A 17540-nucleotide genomic window follows, 5' to 3' on the forward strand; every position below is an offset into this window, starting at 1 on the left:
AATCTCTATCCGTGTGATGGGCTGTTTGTAGGCAATGATGGACAAGGTCTCAAGGGCAGCCCGAGATAAACTCTGGTTGATAGGCGCCTTAGAGTATTCCTTCAAAATCTCTGAAAATTGAGGCTTGGTCACCAATCTATAAGCGCCCCCTGTCTCAATCAGGGCCAAACTGGAATCTGGGTCCTTTTCATACTTCTGAGATAATTTTTCTAAACTCTGTTGGATGCCTGTCGGTGGCAGAGAGAGGAGTTCAGCTAACTGGCGGACTCTAATCCCATCTTCACCCGCTACAAACAAGAGCGCTTCTATTTTTGCTAAAGTACTCATCTTTCCTCTCTATCAAGTCTAGCTTTGGGCCACTTGACTTTCTTCCTTCTTTTCCATGAGATAAATATCTCCGAAACTTTCCTCTTGCACGAGGATCAGCTCCTGTGTTTTGATTAACTCTAGGGTTGCTAAAAAGAGGGTAATGACCTCTTGGACATTCTGGGCTTCCTTAAACAAATCCTGCAAGCGCAATTGATCTCGTCCAGTCAAGGACTCTTTTACGATGACCATCATGTCCTCAATCTTATACTCATCCCGCAAGATAGTCGTGTGCTTCTGTGCAAACTCTTCTTTTTTCTTGGCTAGGATATTTGAAAAAGCCAAAAAGAGGTCAATGGTTGTCTTGTCATGCACAAGCTCCGCATCTTCGTAAATCAACTCTGTCGGCGCTTTGGAATAGTGCTGGGCCCGTTCCTGGTGCTTGGCTTCCAAGTGCTCACCCAAGAGCTTGAACTTGCGGTATTCTTCGATTTGAGAGAGAAGATCCTGCTCTAGGTCATCTTCCAAATCTGTCACTTCCGCTACCTTTGGTAAGAGCTTGCGGCTCTTGATCAGCATGAGCTGACTGGCCATAACCATGTACTCCCCCGTCACTTCCAGACGCATGGCCTGCAGAGTTGAGACATAGGCTAGATACTGTTCGATGACTTCCGTAATGGGCACATCGTAGATATCCATCTGGTACTTAGAAACTAGGTGCAAAAGCAAGTCCAGAGGCCCTTCAAAATCTTTTAATTTAATATCCATTATCTATATTTTTCTAAGGTCAAGACTGTTTTTAATCCTAATTTTTTTGCAATTTCGTACAAATCGACCCTGTTTTCTATTTGTCTTAGAATGAACTGTTCCCGTAGGGCTTGGGCTGATAAGGATGTAAAACCTTTCTCCTTGACAAAAGCTTCTAACTGACGAAAGGCCCACTGACGAGAATAAGCTTTCCCTGCCCTTTCAAAGAGATAGGTCTGGCCCATCAAGGGTTCCAATTCTGAAAGCAAGGTTGTAGGAATGGTGACAATTCTCTGTTGGGAAGCCTTCTTGATTCGCAACACCTGAAAATCCAGATTGATGTCCGCAACCTTGAGAGCCAAAATCTCGCTCGGCAAGAGTCCCAATTCTAAGATAAGAAGAGCCAGTAAACGCCCCTCTGGATAATTACTTTCCTGCCAAAAAGAGTCTAGGCTTAACAGTTCTGGTTTTGAGGTCTTCTTTTCAGCTTGTTTAGCTAATTCCAAACGATAAAAGTTATCCACTTCTCCTTTTTGATAGAGAAAGTAGAGAAATTGGTTACAAGCCGAAATCTTTCGCTTCTGGGCGCTGATCTTTAGATTAGCTAGCTGGGCTTTGTAAATCTTGAGACTGGTCTCCGAAATCCGCTCGCCCACTATGTCTAAAAATTGCTCCAAATCATACTTATAGGACTGCTTGGAATTGGCAGATAAGCCCTGCTTTTCTTCTAAAAAGGCTGAAATCCTGTCTCTCATTTGCATCGAATCTCATATTCCTTACTAAAGTCATGCAAGAGGGCATTCACTGCCTTGAGGATAGACTTGCGCGTGATAATCCCTTGGAAAACACCAGACGCATCCACAACCGGCAAGAAGGACTCATCTACCAGCTTGTGCAAGACCTCCGTGATGGTGAAATCAGGCGAGACGACCGCTACGTCCGTTCTCGTCATATGAACGATATCCGTATCTGCCATGATTTCTTGACTCAAGTCATGCTCCATCTGATAAGCCATAATATCTCTGAGCCCAATCGTCCCAACAAACTGTTTTTCATCTGTCACAACAGGAACACGGGTATAGGTCATCTGACTGAGCAAGAGGGTCGCGTGATCCGCATTGTGGGTATCAATCAACACGGCTAGATTTTCAGCAGGAGTCAAAAAAGTTTCCTCCTGCCCCAACAAGAAAGTTTCAAACTCCTTGGCAATCATCGGCTAAACTCCTTGGACAAGCCTGGATACACCTCATGGGCTCGTGTCAAAAAGTCCACTTTAAAATAACTGTCATCAATCTCCACACGAGCATAGAGACATTCTCTGACGGTACCACGTGGTTGACTGATGGAGCCTGGATTTAGAAAGAGGGTCTTGCCTTCCATCCAAGCGCTTGGCACATGCAAGTGACCATAAAGGCAGATATCGGCCTCTTCTTCCTGAGCCCAGTAGTCCAACTTTTGAAAGTTGAAATTGATGTCAAACAAGTGACCATGGGTTTGGATAATCTTGGTCGAACCAAGCTCAGTCACCAAACGTTCTGGGTAGCCGGCGTAGAAGTCCATGTTCCCTTTAACAACACGGATGCCTTCCCAAAGGGGAGAATCAGGACGCAGTTCAGAATCGCCGTTATGAAAAACGGCGTCAACTTTGCCTAAATAGCGATCACGGATTTCTTCCACAATCAAGCTATCGCCATGGGAATCGCTCATTACAATGATGGTTTGCTTTGCCATGATGGAAATACCTCCAAAAGTTTCTTAACGGCTAAGGCACGGTGAGATTGACTATTTTTTTCTTCAAGGGTTAATTCAGCTGAGGACTTGCCTGTCTCTCCTACAAGGAAGAGAGGATCGTAACCAAATCCATTTTCACCCTTAGGTTCAAAGTTAATGTAGCCTGGCCAGTCTGCTTCAACAACCAAGCTTTCCTTGTTTGGACTGGCCACGACTAGGGTTGTATGGAATTGAGCCGAGCGGTCCTTGAGTTCAAAGACCATGGCCAATTCGTGCAAGAGTTTGGCATTGTTTTCACGGTCAGTAGCTCCCACACCTGCGAAACGAGCTGACCAGACACCTGGCAAGCCACCAAGGACATCGACTTTGAGACCTGAGTCATCTGCCAAAACCATCTTGCCCGTTAATTGAGAAATGGTTTCTGCCTTGAGGCGGGCATTTTCTTCAAAGGTCATGCCTGTTTCTGCTACTTCAGGCAAGTTAGGATAGTCATTGAGATTTTCCACATCGTAGCCTAGCTTGTCAAAGATTGCTCGAAATTCCTTGGTCTTGCCTTCGTTACGAGTCGCAATCAATAAGGTTTCTCTGACCTTGTTTGTCTCAAAGAATGCTTCTACATCAACACCTTCTTTAGGCAATTCTACATGCAGGAGTTGCCCATTTTCAACTAAGAGAAAAGCCCCCTGACGTTGGATGACTTCCACATTTCGTCCCATTTCTTGGTTGAGGATATCTACCACAAAAGACAATAAACGGTAGAGAGAACCATAGCGTAAAACAGTAACAGAAACAGGAAAACCTCGATCCTCATCTCGAAATCTTTGGGCAAACTCCAATAGAGGAAAATCCAAGTCATCATCCGTCAACGTCCGGACGCCACCAAAAATACCATAGGACCCAACATACCAGTCCTGGTCATCCTTGTATTCATAAATTTTATTTGTCATAATTCTACATGCTCCACATGAATCTCTTTTTCCAGCCATTCTTCACCAATTTGTGCAAAACTTTGGCTGCTGGCTGTTGTGTAAAAACGGTGATGGAGTGGTCCAGCATCGCGACCACGATTGATTTCAAAATAATTAAGTAAGACTGATATATCCCGTACGCACTCTGCCCCACTATCAATGAGCTGAACCTTGGGCCCCATGACATTTTGAATAATAGGTCTGAGCAGTGGGTAATGGGTACAGCCCAAAATCAGGCTATCTACCTTTCCAACCAAGGGACGTAGGGTTTCATAGACCACTTTCTTAGTGACACTGGTTGACAGGGCACCCGACTCCACCAAGGGAGCAAACTTGGGACAGGCCAAACTCTCCACCTGTAAGTCTGGATCCAGATCGTTGATTTTCTGACGATAGATGTCAGATTGTACTGTCATGGGCGTTCCAATGACTCCGATTTTTCCACCTTGACTGGACTTGATAGCTGCCGAAGCTCCTGGCAAAATCACACCTAGGACAGGAATATCTAGTTGAGCCTTGATTTCTTCCCAGACGACCGCAGTCGCAGTATTACAAGCAATGACAATCATTTTGACATCCTTGGTCAAGAGAAAGTTGACCAACTGCCAAGTATATTCACGAATTTGCTCAGCAGGACGGGGCCCGTAAGGCGCCCGTGCCGAATCTCCAATATAGACGATTTCTTCATGGGGAAGTTGGCGCATGAGCTCGCGCACAACGGTCAAGCCCCCGACACCCGAATCCAAAAAACCAATTGGTCGATTATCCATACAGTCTTCTTTCTATTCTTTTTCTGATTGATAGTTCATTATGATTACCGTTCCTTATGAACTGAATAATGACAGCCTAATCAACAACTATCTCTCTTAATCATAATCAAATATCAATAGAATGCAAGGAAAAAGTCTCATCCCTAAACCATAGTCAACATAGTGAGAAGTCTGGAACTTTCATCCCAGACTTTTCCTTATTTATTTTTTCTTTTTATTGTTAGCAAGGGCTGCCTTTTGTTGGCGGATGATTTGGTGGTAAACTTGTTGTACCTTAGCTTCGCTTGGTTTTTGACCATTTGCACTCAAAAGAGTACGAACTGCTTCAACATTCAAACGTGGGTTATCAGCGAATTCTTTTTCGATTTGCTTACGAACCAAGTACATTCCTCCAAGAGCTCCTCCTAGAAAAGCTAGCACAATCAATACAATTGCTAAAAGTAAATCCATCATATTTCTCCTGTTTCTTTTTGAGTCTCTTTCATTATACCACAAACTAGTCACCCTGACTAGTTTGTTTTACGCTTTCAGGGATGGGTAGGCTGTAATTAAAGTTGGCTTATCTTTCTAGTCAAAACTAGAAATAATATAAAAAATACACTCTCTTACCATTCGTTTCCTCCACTTTTTTAATACAAAACAATATCAAATATATATCCTTCTCTAATCCTCTTGACAACACTTCATTAGCTGGTAAAATTAGATTAACAAGACAATATAGAAACAAGAGCTTGCTTCATAAAAATGAAAGCGCTTTTAATTAATGAAGGAGGTTTCTATGGAAAAAATTTGGAGGGAGAAATCCTGTCGCTACAGTATTCGAAAGCTAACAGTCGGCACAGCCTCTGTTTTGCTTGGAGCGGTTTTTCTAGCTAGTCATACCGTCTCTGCTGATACTATTGAAGTAAAGCAAAACGAGCCTGCATTAGAGAAAACTACAGTTAAGACAGACACTATAACGAAAGCAAGTGAATCAACTGAGCATACACAGCCAAACGTGCCAATTGATCATACAAAACCAGTTCTAGCTAATAATAGTTCTTCTGAAAGTAAACCCGCTAATGCTGATGTTACTTCTGCTACAACTAATCAAGCCAGTACTGAGGCTATTGTAAAACCTAATGAAAATAAGGAAACCGAAAAACAAGAACTACCTGTGACAGAACAAAGCAACTATCAGCTAAACTATGATCGACCAACAGCTCCTTCCTATGATGGCTGGGAAAAACAAGCCCTCCCAGTTGGGAATGGTGAAATGGGTGCTAAGGTTTTTGGTCTCATCGGCGAGGAGAGAATCCAATACAACGAAAAAACTCTTTGGTCAGGTGGACCGCGTCCCGACAGTACCGACTATAATGGAGGAAACTATCAGGAACGGTATAAAATTTTAGCAGAAATTCGTAAGGCTCTTGAAGACGGAGATCGCCAAAAAGCCAAACGATTAGCTGAACAAAATCTAGTTGGACCAAACAACGCCCAGTATGGACGTTATCTAGCCTTTGGTGATATCTTCATGGTCTTCAATAACCAGAAAAAGGGGCTGGATACAGTTACAGACTATCACCGTGGTTTGGATATCACAGAAGCCACTACTACAACTTCTTACACCCAAGATAGGACAACCTTCAAACGTGAAACCTTCTCCAGCTATCCTGATGATGTCACCGTGACCCACTTGACCCAAAAAGGGGACAAAAAACTTGATTTTACAGTTTGGAATAGCTTAACAGAAGATTTACTTGCTAACGGAGACTACTCAGCGGAATATTCTAACTACAAGAGTGGCCATGTTACGACAGACCCAAATGGTATCCTACTAAAAGGTACAGTCAAAGATAATGGCCTCCAGTTCGCATCCTATCTAGGAATTAAAACGGACGGAAAAGTTACTGTCCATGAGGATAGTTTAACAATCACAGGAGCTAGCTACGCTACGCTTTTACTCAGTGCCAAGACTAACTTTGCTCAGAATCCAAAAACAAACTATCGCAAAGACATTGACCTCGAAAAAACAGTTAAAGGCATTGTAGAAGCAGCTAGGGGCAAAGACTACGAGACACTTAAAAAGAACCATATCAAAGACTATCAAAGTCTCTTTAACCGCGTCAAACTAAACCTAGGTGGAAGCAATGCTGCTCAAACGACAAAAGAGGCCCTTCAGACCTATAACCCTAGCAAAGGGCAAAAACTGGAAGAACTCTTCTTCCAATACGGACGTTATTTATTGATTAGTTCATCTCGCGATCGGACAGATGCCCTTCCTGCCAACCTACAAGGAGTCTGGAACGCCGTAGACAATCCACCTTGGAACGCTGACTACCACCTCAATGTCAATTTGCAAATGAACTATTGGCCAGCCTACATGAGCAATCTAGCTGAAACAGCCAAGCCAATGATCAATTACATTGACGATATGCGTTACTATGGCCGTATCGCTGCTAAGGAATACGCCGGTATCGAATCCAAAGATGGACAAGAAAATGGCTGGCTGGTTCATACCCAGGCGACACCATTTGGCTGGACTACTCCTGGTTGGAATTACTACTGGGGCTGGTCTCCAGCAGCTAATGCCTGGATGATGCAGAACGTCTATGACTACTATAAATTCACAAAGGATGAAACTTATCTAAAAGAAAAGATTTATCCAATGCTCAAGGAAACAGCTAAGTTCTGGAATTCCTTCTTGCACTATGACCAGGCCAGCGACCGTTGGGTATCTTCTCCATCCTATTCACCTGAACACGGTACCATTACCATTGGAAATACCTTTGACCAATCACTAGTCTGGCAGCTATTCCATGACTACATGGAAGTCGCCAACCATCTGAATGTCGACAAAGACTTAGTTACAGAGGTCAAGGCTAAATTTGACAAACTAAAACCACTTCACATTAACAAAGAAGGACGTATCAAGGAATGGTACGAAGAAGACAGCCCACAATTCACTAATGAAGGCATTGAAAACAACCACCGTCACGTTTCCCATCTAGTTGGTCTCTTCCCAGGTACGCTCTTTAGCAAAGATCAAGCTGAATACCTAGAAGCTGCGCGTGCTACCCTCAACCACCGTGGAGATGGTGGTACTGGTTGGTCTAAGGCCAATAAAATCAACCTCTGGGCTCGTCTCTTAGACGGTAACCGTGCCCATCGCTTGCTCGCTGAACAGCTCAAATATTCAACCCTAGAAAACCTTTGGGATACGCACGCACCTTTCCAAATCGATGGAAACTTTGGAGCAACCAGTGGAATTGCAGAAATGCTTCTTCAATCACACACTGGCTACATTGCACCATTGCCAGCCCTTCCAGATGCTTGGAAAGACGGTCAGGTTTCTGGTCTGGTTGCTCGTGGTAACTTTGAAGTCAGCATGAAGTGGAAAGATAAAAACCTGCAAAGCTTGTCCTTCCTGTCAAATGTCGGTGGAGACCTAGTTGTAGATTATCCAAATATCGAAGCCAGTCAGGTTAAGGTTAATGGTAAATCTGTCAAAGCAACTGTTCTGAAAGATGGCCGCATTCAACTGGCAACACAAAAAGGTGATGTCATTACCTTTGAACATTTCCCTGGTCGTGTAACCAGTCTGACAGCAGTTAGACAAAATAGCGTCACTGCCGAACTTACCTTCAACCAAGTAGAAGGCGCTACCCACTATGTTATCCAAAGACAAGTGAAAGACGAATCCGGCCAAACCTCTGCAAGCAGAGAATTTGTGACCAATCAAACCCATTTTATCGACCGTTCGCTCGACCCTCAACTCGCCTACACTTATACTGTTAAGGCTATGCTGGGTAATGTTTCTACACAGGTATCCGAAAAGGCCAATATCGAAACCTATAACCAGTTGATGGATGACCGTGATAGCCGAATCCAATACGGTTCTGCATTTGGAAACTGGGCAGACTCAGAATTATTTGGAGGGACAGAGAAGTTTGCCGATCTTTCACTAGGTAACTATACAGATAAAGATGCGACAGCAACCATAGATTTCAATGGTGTTGGCATTGAAATCTATGGTCTCAAATCATCTCAATTGGGAATCGCTGAAGTCAAAATCGATGGTAAATTAGTCGGTGAACTGGACTTCTATACTGCAGGTGCAACTGAAAAAGGTAGCCTTATCGGTCGCTTCACAGGATTGTCAGATGGTGCTCATGTGATGACTATCACTGTAAAACAAGAGCATAAACACCGTGGCAGTGAACGTTCCAAAATCTCCTTAGACTACTTTAAAGTTTTACCGGGACAGGGAACAACCATTGAAAAAATGGATGACCGTGACTCTCGCATTCAATACGGATCTCAATTCAAAGATTGGAGCGATACTGAATTATATAAGAGCACAGAAAAATATGCGGACATCAATAACGCCGACCCAAGTACCGCTTCAGAAGCTCAAGCAACCATTCCATTTACTGGAACAGGTATTCGAATTTACGGACTTAAAACATCCGCTCTCGGAAAAGCTCTCGTGACACTAGATGGCAAAGAAATGCCAAGTCTAGACTTCTACACTGCTGGCGCTACCCAAAAGGCAACCTTAATTGGAGAATTTACTAATCTGAGCGATGGCAATCATATTTTGACATTGAAAGTTGATCCAAATTCACCAGCAGGACGCAAGAAAATCTCTCTAGACTCCTTTGATATCATCAAAGCCCCTGCTGTTGGTATAGATAGTCCAAGTATCGCACCACTTAAGGAAGGGGATAAAAACATCTCTTTAACTCTTCCAGCTGGAGATTGGGAAGCCATCGCTGTGACCTTCCCAGGCATCAAAGATCCACTCGTTTTACGCAGGATAGACGATAATCATCTAGTTACGACTGGAGATCAGACTGTCTTATCAATTCAAGATAATCAGGTACAAATCCCTATCCCTGACGAAACCAATCGAAAAATTGGAAATGCGATAGAAGCTTATTCTATCCAGGGAAATACAACAAGCAGTCCTGTAGTAGCTGTCTTTACCAAAAAGGATGAGAAGAAGGTTGAGAATCAGCAACCAACTACAAGCAAGGGAGATGACCCTGCTCCTATTGTAGAAATTCCTGAATACACTAAGCCTATCGGTACAGCTGGACAGGAACAACCGCCTGTAGTAAATATTCCGGAGTATACTAAACCTATAGGTACAGCCGGACAGGAACAACCGCCTGTAGTAAACATTCCTGAGTACACTAAACCTATCGGAACAGCGGGACAAGAACAGCCACCTACCGTTTCTATTCCTGAGTACACTGAGCCTATCGGAACGGCTGGACAGGAACAACCACCTACTGTTTCTATCCCTGAATACACTAAACCTATCGGAACGGCTGGACAGGAACAACCGCCTGTAGTAAATATTCCTGAGTACACTCAACCTATCGGCACAGCAGGACTAGAACAACCGCCTACTGTTTCTATCCCTGAGTACACTCAACCTGTCGGGACAGCGGGACAAGAACAACCGCCTACCGTTTCTGTTCCTGAATATAAACTTCGTGTCTTAAAGGATGAAAAGACTAAAGTTGAAATTATTGGAGGAGCAACTGAATTAGAGGGAGTTTCTCATATTTCTAGTAGACGCGTATTAACTCAAGAACTATTTGGTAAGACCTATGATGCTTACGATCTTCACCTTAAAAATTCAACAGACCAGAGTTTACAACCAAAAGGATCTGTCTTGGTTCGCTTGCCTATTTCCTCTGCTGTCGAAAATGTTTACTACCTAACTCCATCAAAAGAGTTACAGGCACTCGATTTTACTATTCGCGAGGGAATGGCAGAATTTACGACTAGTCATTTCAGCACCTATGCAGTCGTTTATCGAGCTAATGGAGCATCAATTACTGCAAATCAAAAACCAAGTGAAACAGATATCAAACCATTAGCCAACAGCTCTAAGCAAGTTTCATCTAGTCCAGACCTTGTTCAATCGGCAAATCATTCTCCTAAAGAACAACTTCCAGCTACTGGTGAAACATCCAATCCACTACTATTCTTGTCAGGATTGAGTCTAGTCCTAACAGCAACTTTTCTACTTAAGAGTAAGAAGGATGAGTCCAACTAACTTTTAAGCACACAAAAATCAGGATGAAGATAAGCTTCATCCTGATTTATTTTTTACAGTAGGTATAAAAAGGCTAGTGTCAAAAGACTTGCTAGAAGCCCCACTCCCCAAAAGAAGAAGTCAACCTTCCACTCGCTCCAAGGATTTCCTTTACCAGACAATCCTCCAAGCTCAAAATGGTGATGTACAGGCGTCATACGGAAAATACGTTTACCACCAGTCATTTTGAAATAGCTGACTTGCATCATGACCGAAGTTGTTTCAAAGACATAAACAATTCCTATAATCAAGAGAGTCCATTCTTGGTGGAGGGCCATAGAGATAGCTGCCAGCATTCCACCTAAAGCCAAACTTCCCACATCTCCCATAAAGACCTTAGCAGGCTTATGGTTAAAGACAAAGAAACCAAGCAAACCACCAATCATGGCAAGAATCACTAGAAGGATATCCATCTGACCTTGCACATAGGCAATAACTCCATAGGCAGACAAGCTAATCACAACGGAAATACTAGCTAGACCGTCAATACCATCTGTCAAGTTGACTGCGTTTGAAAAACCGACTAGCCAGAAAAGAGCGAAGATAATATAGAAAATCCCTAAATGCACTTGGTAGCCAAAGACAGAGAGCATATCGCCCCCACGCTCATAAAAAAGGTAGAAAATGACGCCACCTAGCAGCTGAAGAGCCAATTTCTGTTTGGGATTAAGGCCCTCATTGATTTTACGGAAGACCTTGAGGAAGTCATCTAAAAAACCAACCAAACCATACAAGACCAAAATAAACAAAACCATACCAACATTATTGGTCAATTGTTTTGAAAAAAGAGCGACGAGGAAACTCACCACAACTGCAGCAATGAGGAAAACAAGCCCCCCCATTGTAGGAGTCCCAGCTTTTGCCTGGTGCTGTTTGACATCCTCATGCATCTGCTGGCCTGTAATTTGCGCCTTTCTATAAAATTGGATAAAGGCCGGAATTCCTACTAAAGTTAGTAAAAATGTCACAATTCCAGCACTGATGGAAATAAACATATTAGTCTCCTAAAGTTAATTTAATTTTTTTAATGTTTTTGATAGCTGTATTGGTCCGAACGTCTTGCTTTTGGACGACGGAACCTGAACCTTCAAATTCTAGCTCAATATCCAACCATTTAGCAAAGGCCTCAGCAGTCTCTTTTTTCCAGCCATACATATCTGGAATTTCTTCTACCTTATCCGATAAAAGGAGAACTTGTTGGTTTGGTGCAAGATTTTTTCCTTCTTCTACAGAAGTCTCTTTAATCTTTGTTCCAGTACCAACAACGATTGGTTGCACAATATTTCGACGTAAGGCTTCCGCCAAATCACCAGGTGAAATATCCTTGATGCTAGGCATTGCATACGAAGATTCTGTCGTCACTTGATCTAAATTCTTAGCTGGAGATTGAAGGTTCAGAGATTCTTTCATCGCTGAAGCCCGCTCCAAGATTGGATTGGAAAACTCTCCCAACTGGGCAGCTGAATAATGCTCAGGCTGTTGAACCGTTACATACAAGATAAAATCAGGATTTTCAGCAGGATTCATAGTCACAACTGAGAAAATATAATTGGTAGAACCAACCAAGTATCCTCCATTTTTCTCATCAGCGATTTGAGCCGTACCGGATTTAACTGCTACATTTTGTCCAGGAACTGTTATAATTGGCTTTCCTGTGTAGTGATTATACATAGTTCCATATAGAGGGTCCGTCCCAACTAATATCATGTTAGTACGAGTCAAGCTTGCTGCATCTTCAGATACAGGTTTTCCTACAATCTCTTTTTGAGACTTTCGTACAGACTGATTGTTAGTATCATAAATAGCACTTATAAATTTTGGCTCCAGCATAACTCCATCATTAGCAATAGCTGTAAAGGCACGAAGCATTTGTGTTTGTGTTACTGAAATCCCTTGCCCAAATGAGCTTTGAGCAATACTGACAATATTATCAGCTGGAAGTTGACCAGCGTATTCATCTGTCAAACCAAAGCGAGTTGGGACCCCAAATTTAAAGCGGTTTAGATAATCCAACCAAGTAGCATCTCCCATTTTTTGTTCAAGTAGACTCATTCCAACATTACTGGAGTGAGCGAAACCTTGTGAGAAAGTCATCATCCCACCAGTAGTCAAACCATCATTAACATCCCAATCTCGAGTCGTCGCATCCGCTATTTTAAATTCACTGCTATTGAAGTATTCTCCACTTGGGAAGGTATTATTATCAATAGCAGCAGCAAGCGTCATGACCTTCATGGCTGACCCTGGTTCATAGTTACTTTGATAAAGAATGTCACGCCAAACAAAGTCCTCAGTGATTCCTTCTTTAGTATCTGCATTAAAGGTAGGTCGTTGGGTGGTAGCGAGAATTTCACCGGTCTTTGCACTGACCAAGGTCGCGGTCATATACTTACCTTTTACTTTTTCTAGAAAGGCATCCATCTGAGTTTCCATGAAAGATTGTAGCGGACTAGACAATGTTGTATAAACATCCTTGCCATCCACAGTTTGTTGCGATACCAGTTCTGTACCTGGTACGATATTTCCTACACGGTCTTTTTCATAGGTAATAATACCGTCTGTCCCAGCAAGAATGGTATTTAAAGAACTCTCCAAACCAGAAGTCCCTAACAAACTCTTACTACCATCCTCATTTTCATGAAGTTGGGCTAAGCCAATAAAGCTAGAAGCAAATTGTCCATTTGGGTAGCTTCTGTTAGGGCTAGTTGTAAAGTCAATCCCTTCCACACTAGCATCTTTTAAATCTTTTTTAATAGCCATCATATTGGCATATGTAATCCCATTTCCTTTTGCACCAAAGGAAACTTGGGTCAGATTTGGTTGAGCTAATTGCTCTTTCACATAAGCTTCATCCATGTCTAAATACTTATGGAAGACTTCAGCTACCTTATTAAACTGCGAATCCTCTACATAAAGAATTTTTCCAGTTGCTGACTTGTATTTTTTATCAATAACAGCATAGACGTTATAGGAAGTCGCATCTTCAGCAATAGGCACTCCATTTCGGTCATAGATAGTCCCGCGTTTGGCAGGAACTGTTCGGGTTGTTTGGTGAACCTTTTTAGCCTCTTTTACCAAGTCAGTACCAAATATATTACCTTTTGCAATAATATAAGCAAAATTGGCCAAAAAGAGGCCGAAAAGGGCAACAGCTAAAAAGCTGAGGTACTTGCCAACTATCCTACGGTTTTTTGCTGGAGATTTACGATTTTTTATCGCAAATCGGGTTATTTTTTCTGTCCATTTCATATCTTACTCCGCTGTTCGGATATTTTCATTATTCAATTTCAAATCTTTTTTATCTGCAATTTCTTTCAAGCGCTCGGAACGAATCAATTCATTCACTTCCTGCTTAGCATCATCCAGCTCTGTCTTCTTCTCCTCTATCTGCGCATTGATTTTTGTCAAATCACTTTGCACTTGCAAGAGCCGTGTCTGCATAAAGATAATGCTCACTGCTAAAACGAGAGCCGTAAAAGCGATGGAAAGATAAAAAGCCTTCTCCACACGTGAGAATTTTTTTATACGATTCTGCAAGAATTGACTGGTTGTTTCTTTCTTATCTACCATTTTTTCCTCTTACTTGTGAATTTTTCTGGCCACGCGCAACTTAGCTGAGTGCGAGCGGTTATTGGCTTCTAATTCTTCTGCACTTGGCAAGATTGGCTTACGGGACACCAATTCCATCTTAGGCTTGAGATCATCTGGGATGAAAGGCAAACCTTTTGGAACTTCAACCGTTGAAGCTTCCTTGAACAATTGCTTGGTCAAGCGGTCTTCTAGTGAATGGAAGGTAATCACTGAGATTCTACCATCTAGAGCCAACATCTCCATAGCCTGCTGGATGGATTCATCTGCTGCTCCCAGTTCATCATTGACTTCAATCCGAATAGCCTGGAAGATCTGCTTGGCAGGATGGCCCTTCTTCTTGAGCTCCTTGGCAGGTTTGGCCGACTTGATGATCTCTGCCAACTCAGTCGTTGTCTCGATTGGCTTGACTTCACGTGCTTGTTCAATCTTACGCGCAATCTGTTTAGAAAACTTATCCTCACCATACTTGAAGAAAATACGAACCAAGTCATGATAGTCATAGTGATTCACCACTTCATAGGCTGTCAGACTAGCTTCCTGATTCATCCGCATGTCCAGTGGCGCATCCTTTTTATAAGAAAAACCACGCTCACGCTGGTCCAATTGAGGACTAGACACTCCCAAGTCATAACAAATTCCATCAATTTCCTGAACACCAGCTTCGCGCAAACGTGCCTGTAAATGACGGAAGTTATCCTTTATAAAAGTCACCATCCCCTTTTCAATGTAAGGTGCCAAACGTTTTTGCGCATTGTCAATGGCATTCTGGTCCTGGTCAAAGGCATAGAGATGGCCTTTTTCACTTAATTTACTTAATAAATATTCGCTATGGCCTGCTCCACCCAAGGTCGCATCAACGTAAACACCGTCAGGTTTCACATCAAGCATATCAATCGTTTCGTGGAGTAAGACCGTTACATGATGAAATTCTTTTGTCATATCCTATCTATTTTACCACAAATCCGACCAGCTTGCACTAGTCAGGCAAATAGGTCAAGAAAAGTAAGATTTCTTTAAGAAATATGTCAAATATGCTTGACATCTATTTCATAGAAGAATATAATATAGTCAAATATATACGACACAAATTAGAAAGGAGTCCAGATGAATCGTGTGAAAGAATTTCGCAAGGAACTAGGTATTTCCCAGCTCGAACTAGCCAAGGATATCGGTGTCTCGAGACAAACCATCAATATGATTGAGAACGACAAGTACAACCCAACTCTGGAACTCTGTCTCAATCTCGCCCGCAGTCTCCAAACTGACCTCAACAGTCTCTTTTGGGAGGAAGATTTTTAAAAAAGGAGCAAACTTATGAAAAAAGAAACCTTCACTGAAAAACTCATCAAACGCATATACGGAATTTCTGGCCCTCTCGACGAACACAAACGACGCGAGGCTGATCGTATTGGCAATCAAGTCTTTATCATCCTCTTTTATCTGATGACGTTTGGGAATCTCATCCCCTTCGTCCTCGCTTATAAATACCCGCAAATTGTCGCTATCGGCTATCCAATCATTGTCTTTATGATTTCCATGATTTCTTCTCTCTATGTGCTCTCCCAAACCAAAAAAACAGGCATCACAGCTATTGATCCAGATATGCTGAGCGAGAAAGAAAGTAAGCAACTACACTACCCTGGTCTGAAAGCGGGTTTGTTTGTTGGTCTATTGATATTTTTTATAACACCTCTTCTCCATATACTGCTAGGTGAGAGCCAGGACTATCTTCAGTCTCTTCTCACTTTTAAAAATATTTTTTCAAGTATTCTCCATTCTTTCTTCTTCGGAGTGATTATACAAATTATCATCTCCCGTCGCATTGAAAAAGCTAAGAAAGATCAAGATGAGGATTAGGAGGTGCCCTATGAAATCATTACTAACTTTACTTACCTATCATCTTTTGTTCAGTTCTCTGTTCATCTTCATCATCGTTTCAGGGAACTTGCCAATCAGCGAGATATTCCTCGTGCTAGTCTTTGTTCCAGCACTTAACAAAGGACTGAATTATCTAAAGATTGACTCTCCAAAAACGCGCATACTCAACTTAGCACTATACTTTATAATTCTATCTTTTCCACAACTGATGCTCATCTCAAGCGGTTGGAAATATTATTTACTGTTCACTATCGCTATCCTTTCTTCTATTACTTATCTTTATTATCTCTATCAATTCGTAAAAGAAACAAAATAACATCGTTCATTTAGGAGAAATCACCCATGAAAAAAGAAGACTTAACAACTCGCTTACTTCGAAATTTCTTTCGCATCCAAGGCCCTTTTGATGAATGCCGACAAGAGATTATCTACAAAGCCTGCGCCCGTTCCATGATCCAAATCTTTTACTCTTCCTTCATTCTCTTCCTATTCTATATTTTGTTCGGAAGCTTTATAGAAATTGTTCGAAATGTTATGCCCTACATCTATTTTGGACTCATTTTGTTCATGAGTATAAAAGCTCAAAAAGCCGTCCAAGAGCTTCATCTTGAAAAGGATGACAAATCAGAAATCATCCTCAAAACCTACAGCAAAACCCAAATCAAATTTAGGAGTTGGATTGTGTTTATCGGTATTCAGATTGGCTTCTTTACCTTACTCATCTTTCATAAAGTCTTCGTTCAGCAGATGTCCCTTTCAGATTTTATGAAGTTGCTCATGCAATTCGATAAAAGTGGTCCTTTCCTGATGTATGGCCTGATTATCGGAAGTATTTTCGGAACCCTGACCTACGGATTTCTATCATTACAGGAGGAGAAAACTCCTAAAAATACCAAACAGAAGGAGAAAAGCAAGCAATGACTTCACTATACGATTTTTCAGTCTTGAACCAAGACCATCAAGAAACTCCACTAGAGACCTATCGTGGTAAGGTTCTCTTGGTTGTCAACACTGCTACTGGATGTGGTTTAACGCCCCAGTACCAAGGACTTCAAGAACTCTATGATCGCTATCAAGAACAAGGTTTTGAGATTTTAGACTTCCCTTGCAATCAGTTTATGGGACAAGCACCAGGTAGCCCAGAGGAAATCAACAGCTTCTGTAGCCTACATTACCAGACCAGCTTCCCACGTTTTGCCAAGATCAAAGTCAACGGCAAGGAGACAGATCCCCTCTATGTTTGGTTGAAAGAACAAAAATCTGGCCCGCTGGGAAAACGAGTCGAATGGAATTTCGCTAAGTTTCTCATCGATCGTGATGGGCATGTCTTTGAACGCTTCTCTTCAAAAACAGACCCTAAACAAATTGAAGAGGCGATACAAAAATTACTCTGACTTTTTTTGAATACATTCTTTCATTCAGTTTAATTCTTGAAAGGATGTATTTTTTTCTTTAAAA

Annotated in this window: 18 protein-coding genes; 6 read left to right on the top strand and 12 right to left on the bottom strand. The window is 42.0% G+C overall.

Annotation, left to right across the window (positions count from 1 at the left end; genetic code table 11):
- The 8 genes from PAN06_RS05770 to PAN06_RS05805 form a co-directional block, all read right to left on the bottom strand.
- A partial coding sequence (locus PAN06_RS05770; RefSeq protein ID WP_269795834.1) for an SMC-Scp complex subunit ScpB occupies positions 1-327 on the bottom strand: 327 nt, incomplete at its 3' end.
- A gap of 18 nt (positions 328-345) precedes the next feature.
- The gene (locus PAN06_RS05775) at positions 346-1074 is read right to left on the bottom strand and encodes a segregation/condensation protein A (protein ID WP_049493670.1); all 729 of its coding nucleotides are present in this window, start codon (positions 1072-1074) and stop codon (positions 346-348) included.
- Positions 1074-1808 (bottom strand): site-specific tyrosine recombinase XerD, encoded by a 735-nt coding sequence (gene xerD, locus PAN06_RS05780; RefSeq protein WP_346732051.1) that lies wholly within the window; start codon positions 1806-1808, stop codon positions 1074-1076. The genes PAN06_RS05775 and xerD overlap by 1 nt, the downstream gene beginning before the upstream one ends.
- Entirely contained in the window at positions 1805-2266 is a 462-nt protein-coding gene (gene cbpB / locus PAN06_RS05785; RefSeq protein ID WP_261054280.1) for a cyclic-di-AMP-binding protein CbpB, read from the bottom strand. The genes xerD and cbpB overlap by 4 nt, the downstream gene beginning before the upstream one ends.
- Complete coding sequence (locus tag PAN06_RS05790; RefSeq protein ID WP_269795836.1) at positions 2263-2784, bottom strand: metallophosphoesterase; 522 nt, start codon at positions 2782-2784, stop codon at positions 2263-2265. Before PAN06_RS05790 ends, cbpB begins: the two co-directional genes overlap by 4 nt.
- A complete protein-coding gene (locus PAN06_RS05795; protein ID WP_269795837.1) occupies positions 2760-3731 on the bottom strand; it encodes a nucleoside-triphosphate diphosphatase in 972 nt (323 codons plus the stop codon). Before PAN06_RS05795 ends, PAN06_RS05790 begins: the two co-directional genes overlap by 25 nt.
- On the bottom strand, positions 3728-4522 hold the full coding sequence (gene racE, locus PAN06_RS05800; protein WP_033684754.1) for a glutamate racemase: 795 nt from the start codon (positions 4520-4522) through the stop codon (positions 3728-3730). Before racE ends, PAN06_RS05795 begins: the two co-directional genes overlap by 4 nt.
- Positions 4523-4723: 201 nt before the next feature.
- A complete protein-coding gene (locus PAN06_RS05805; protein ID WP_153224010.1) occupies positions 4724-4972 on the bottom strand; it encodes a YneF family protein in 249 nt (82 codons plus the stop codon).
- 328 nt (positions 4973-5300) lie between these two features.
- Between PAN06_RS05805 and PAN06_RS05810 the strand changes: the two genes are divergently transcribed.
- Positions 5301-10574, top strand: coding sequence for an SIALI-17 repeat-containing surface protein (locus PAN06_RS05810; RefSeq protein WP_269795838.1), 5274 nt, complete (start codon positions 5301-5303; stop codon positions 10572-10574).
- A gap of 53 nt (positions 10575-10627) precedes the next feature.
- Here the strand turns inward: PAN06_RS05810 and mraY are convergent, their stop codons facing one another.
- The 4 genes from mraY to rsmH are packed head-to-tail and all read right to left on the bottom strand — an operon-like array spanning position 10628 to position 15143.
- The gene (gene mraY, locus PAN06_RS05815) at positions 10628-11608 is read right to left on the bottom strand and encodes a phospho-N-acetylmuramoyl-pentapeptide-transferase (protein ID WP_269795839.1); all 981 of its coding nucleotides are present in this window, start codon (positions 11606-11608) and stop codon (positions 10628-10630) included.
- Position 11609: 1 nt separating this feature from the next.
- Positions 11610-13862, bottom strand: a complete 2253-nt coding sequence (gene pbp2X, locus PAN06_RS05820; RefSeq protein ID WP_269795840.1) for a penicillin-binding protein PBP2X — start codon at positions 13860-13862, stop codon at positions 11610-11612.
- Positions 13863-13865: 3 nt separating this feature from the next.
- On the bottom strand, positions 13866-14183 hold the full coding sequence (ftsL, locus tag PAN06_RS05825) for a cell division protein FtsL (RefSeq protein ID WP_000227824.1): 318 nt from the start codon (positions 14181-14183) through the stop codon (positions 13866-13868).
- Positions 14184-14192: 9 nt separating this feature from the next.
- Complete coding sequence (gene rsmH, locus PAN06_RS05830; protein WP_049510477.1) at positions 14193-15143, bottom strand: 16S rRNA (cytosine(1402)-N(4))-methyltransferase RsmH; 951 nt, start codon at positions 15141-15143, stop codon at positions 14193-14195.
- Between the two features lie 165 nt (positions 15144-15308).
- Between rsmH and PAN06_RS05835 the strand changes: the two genes are divergently transcribed.
- Genes PAN06_RS05835 through PAN06_RS05855 form a run of 5 tightly spaced genes read left to right on the top strand, consistent with a single transcriptional unit; the run spans position 15309 to position 17476 of the window.
- Positions 15309-15503: a helix-turn-helix transcriptional regulator gene (locus PAN06_RS05835; protein WP_001082472.1), complete on the top strand. Its 195-nt coding sequence runs from the start codon at positions 15309-15311 to the stop codon at positions 15501-15503.
- A gap of 15 nt (positions 15504-15518) precedes the next feature.
- Positions 15519-16061, top strand: a complete 543-nt coding sequence (locus PAN06_RS05840) for a DUF3278 domain-containing protein (protein ID WP_050256695.1) — start codon at positions 15519-15521, stop codon at positions 16059-16061.
- A gap of 10 nt (positions 16062-16071) precedes the next feature.
- On the top strand, positions 16072-16398 hold the full coding sequence (locus PAN06_RS05845) for a hypothetical protein (RefSeq protein WP_269795841.1): 327 nt from the start codon (positions 16072-16074) through the stop codon (positions 16396-16398).
- Positions 16399-16424: 26 nt separating this feature from the next.
- Complete coding sequence (locus PAN06_RS05850) at positions 16425-17003, top strand: DUF3278 domain-containing protein (RefSeq protein ID WP_269795842.1); 579 nt, start codon at positions 16425-16427, stop codon at positions 17001-17003.
- Complete coding sequence (locus tag PAN06_RS05855) at positions 17000-17476, top strand: glutathione peroxidase (protein WP_269795843.1); 477 nt, start codon at positions 17000-17002, stop codon at positions 17474-17476. The genes PAN06_RS05850 and PAN06_RS05855 overlap by 4 nt, the downstream gene beginning before the upstream one ends.
- Positions 17477-17540 lie beyond the last annotated feature (64 nt).

Source organism: Streptococcus sp. SM3 (assembly GCF_027497875.1).

Bases quoted from the DNA above. Each gene is read 5' to 3' on its own strand.
- PAN06_RS05775 (WP_049493670.1), bottom strand. From the start codon at position 1,074: ATGGATATTAAATTAAAAGATTTTGAAGGGCCTCTGGACTTGCTTTTG.
- xerD (WP_346732051.1), bottom strand. From the start codon at position 1,808: ATGAGAGACAGGATTTCAGCCTTTTTAGAAGAAAAGCAGGGCTTATCT.
- cbpB (WP_261054280.1), bottom strand. From the start codon at position 2,266: ATGATTGCCAAGGAGTTTGAAACTTTCTTGTTGGGGCAGGAGGAAACT.
- PAN06_RS05790 (WP_269795836.1), bottom strand. From the start codon at position 2,784: ATGGCAAAGCAAACCATCATTGTAATGAGCGATTCCCATGGCGATAGC.
- PAN06_RS05795 (WP_269795837.1), bottom strand. From the start codon at position 3,731: ATGACAAATAAAATTTATGAATACAAGGATGACCAGGACTGGTATGTT.
- racE (WP_033684754.1), bottom strand. From the start codon at position 4,522: ATGGATAATCGACCAATTGGTTTTTTGGATTCGGGTGTCGGGGGCTTG.
- PAN06_RS05805 (WP_153224010.1), bottom strand. From the start codon at position 4,972: ATGGATTTACTTTTAGCAATTGTATTGATTGTGCTAGCTTTTCTAGGA.
- PAN06_RS05810 (WP_269795838.1), top strand. From the start codon at position 5,301: ATGGAAAAAATTTGGAGGGAGAAATCCTGTCGCTACAGTATTCGAAAG.
- mraY (WP_269795839.1), bottom strand. From the start codon at position 11,608: ATGTTTATTTCCATCAGTGCTGGAATTGTGACATTTTTACTAACTTTA.
- pbp2X (WP_269795840.1), bottom strand. From the start codon at position 13,862: ATGAAATGGACAGAAAAAATAACCCGATTTGCGATAAAAAATCGTAAA.
- ftsL (WP_000227824.1), bottom strand. From the start codon at position 14,183: ATGGTAGATAAGAAAGAAACAACCAGTCAATTCTTGCAGAATCGTATA.
- rsmH (WP_049510477.1), bottom strand. From the start codon at position 15,143: ATGACAAAAGAATTTCATCATGTAACGGTCTTACTCCACGAAACGATT.
- PAN06_RS05835 (WP_001082472.1), top strand. From the start codon at position 15,309: ATGAATCGTGTGAAAGAATTTCGCAAGGAACTAGGTATTTCCCAGCTC.
- PAN06_RS05840 (WP_050256695.1), top strand. From the start codon at position 15,519: ATGAAAAAAGAAACCTTCACTGAAAAACTCATCAAACGCATATACGGA.
- PAN06_RS05845 (WP_269795841.1), top strand. From the start codon at position 16,072: ATGAAATCATTACTAACTTTACTTACCTATCATCTTTTGTTCAGTTCT.
- PAN06_RS05850 (WP_269795842.1), top strand. From the start codon at position 16,425: ATGAAAAAAGAAGACTTAACAACTCGCTTACTTCGAAATTTCTTTCGC.
- PAN06_RS05855 (WP_269795843.1), top strand. From the start codon at position 17,000: ATGACTTCACTATACGATTTTTCAGTCTTGAACCAAGACCATCAAGAA.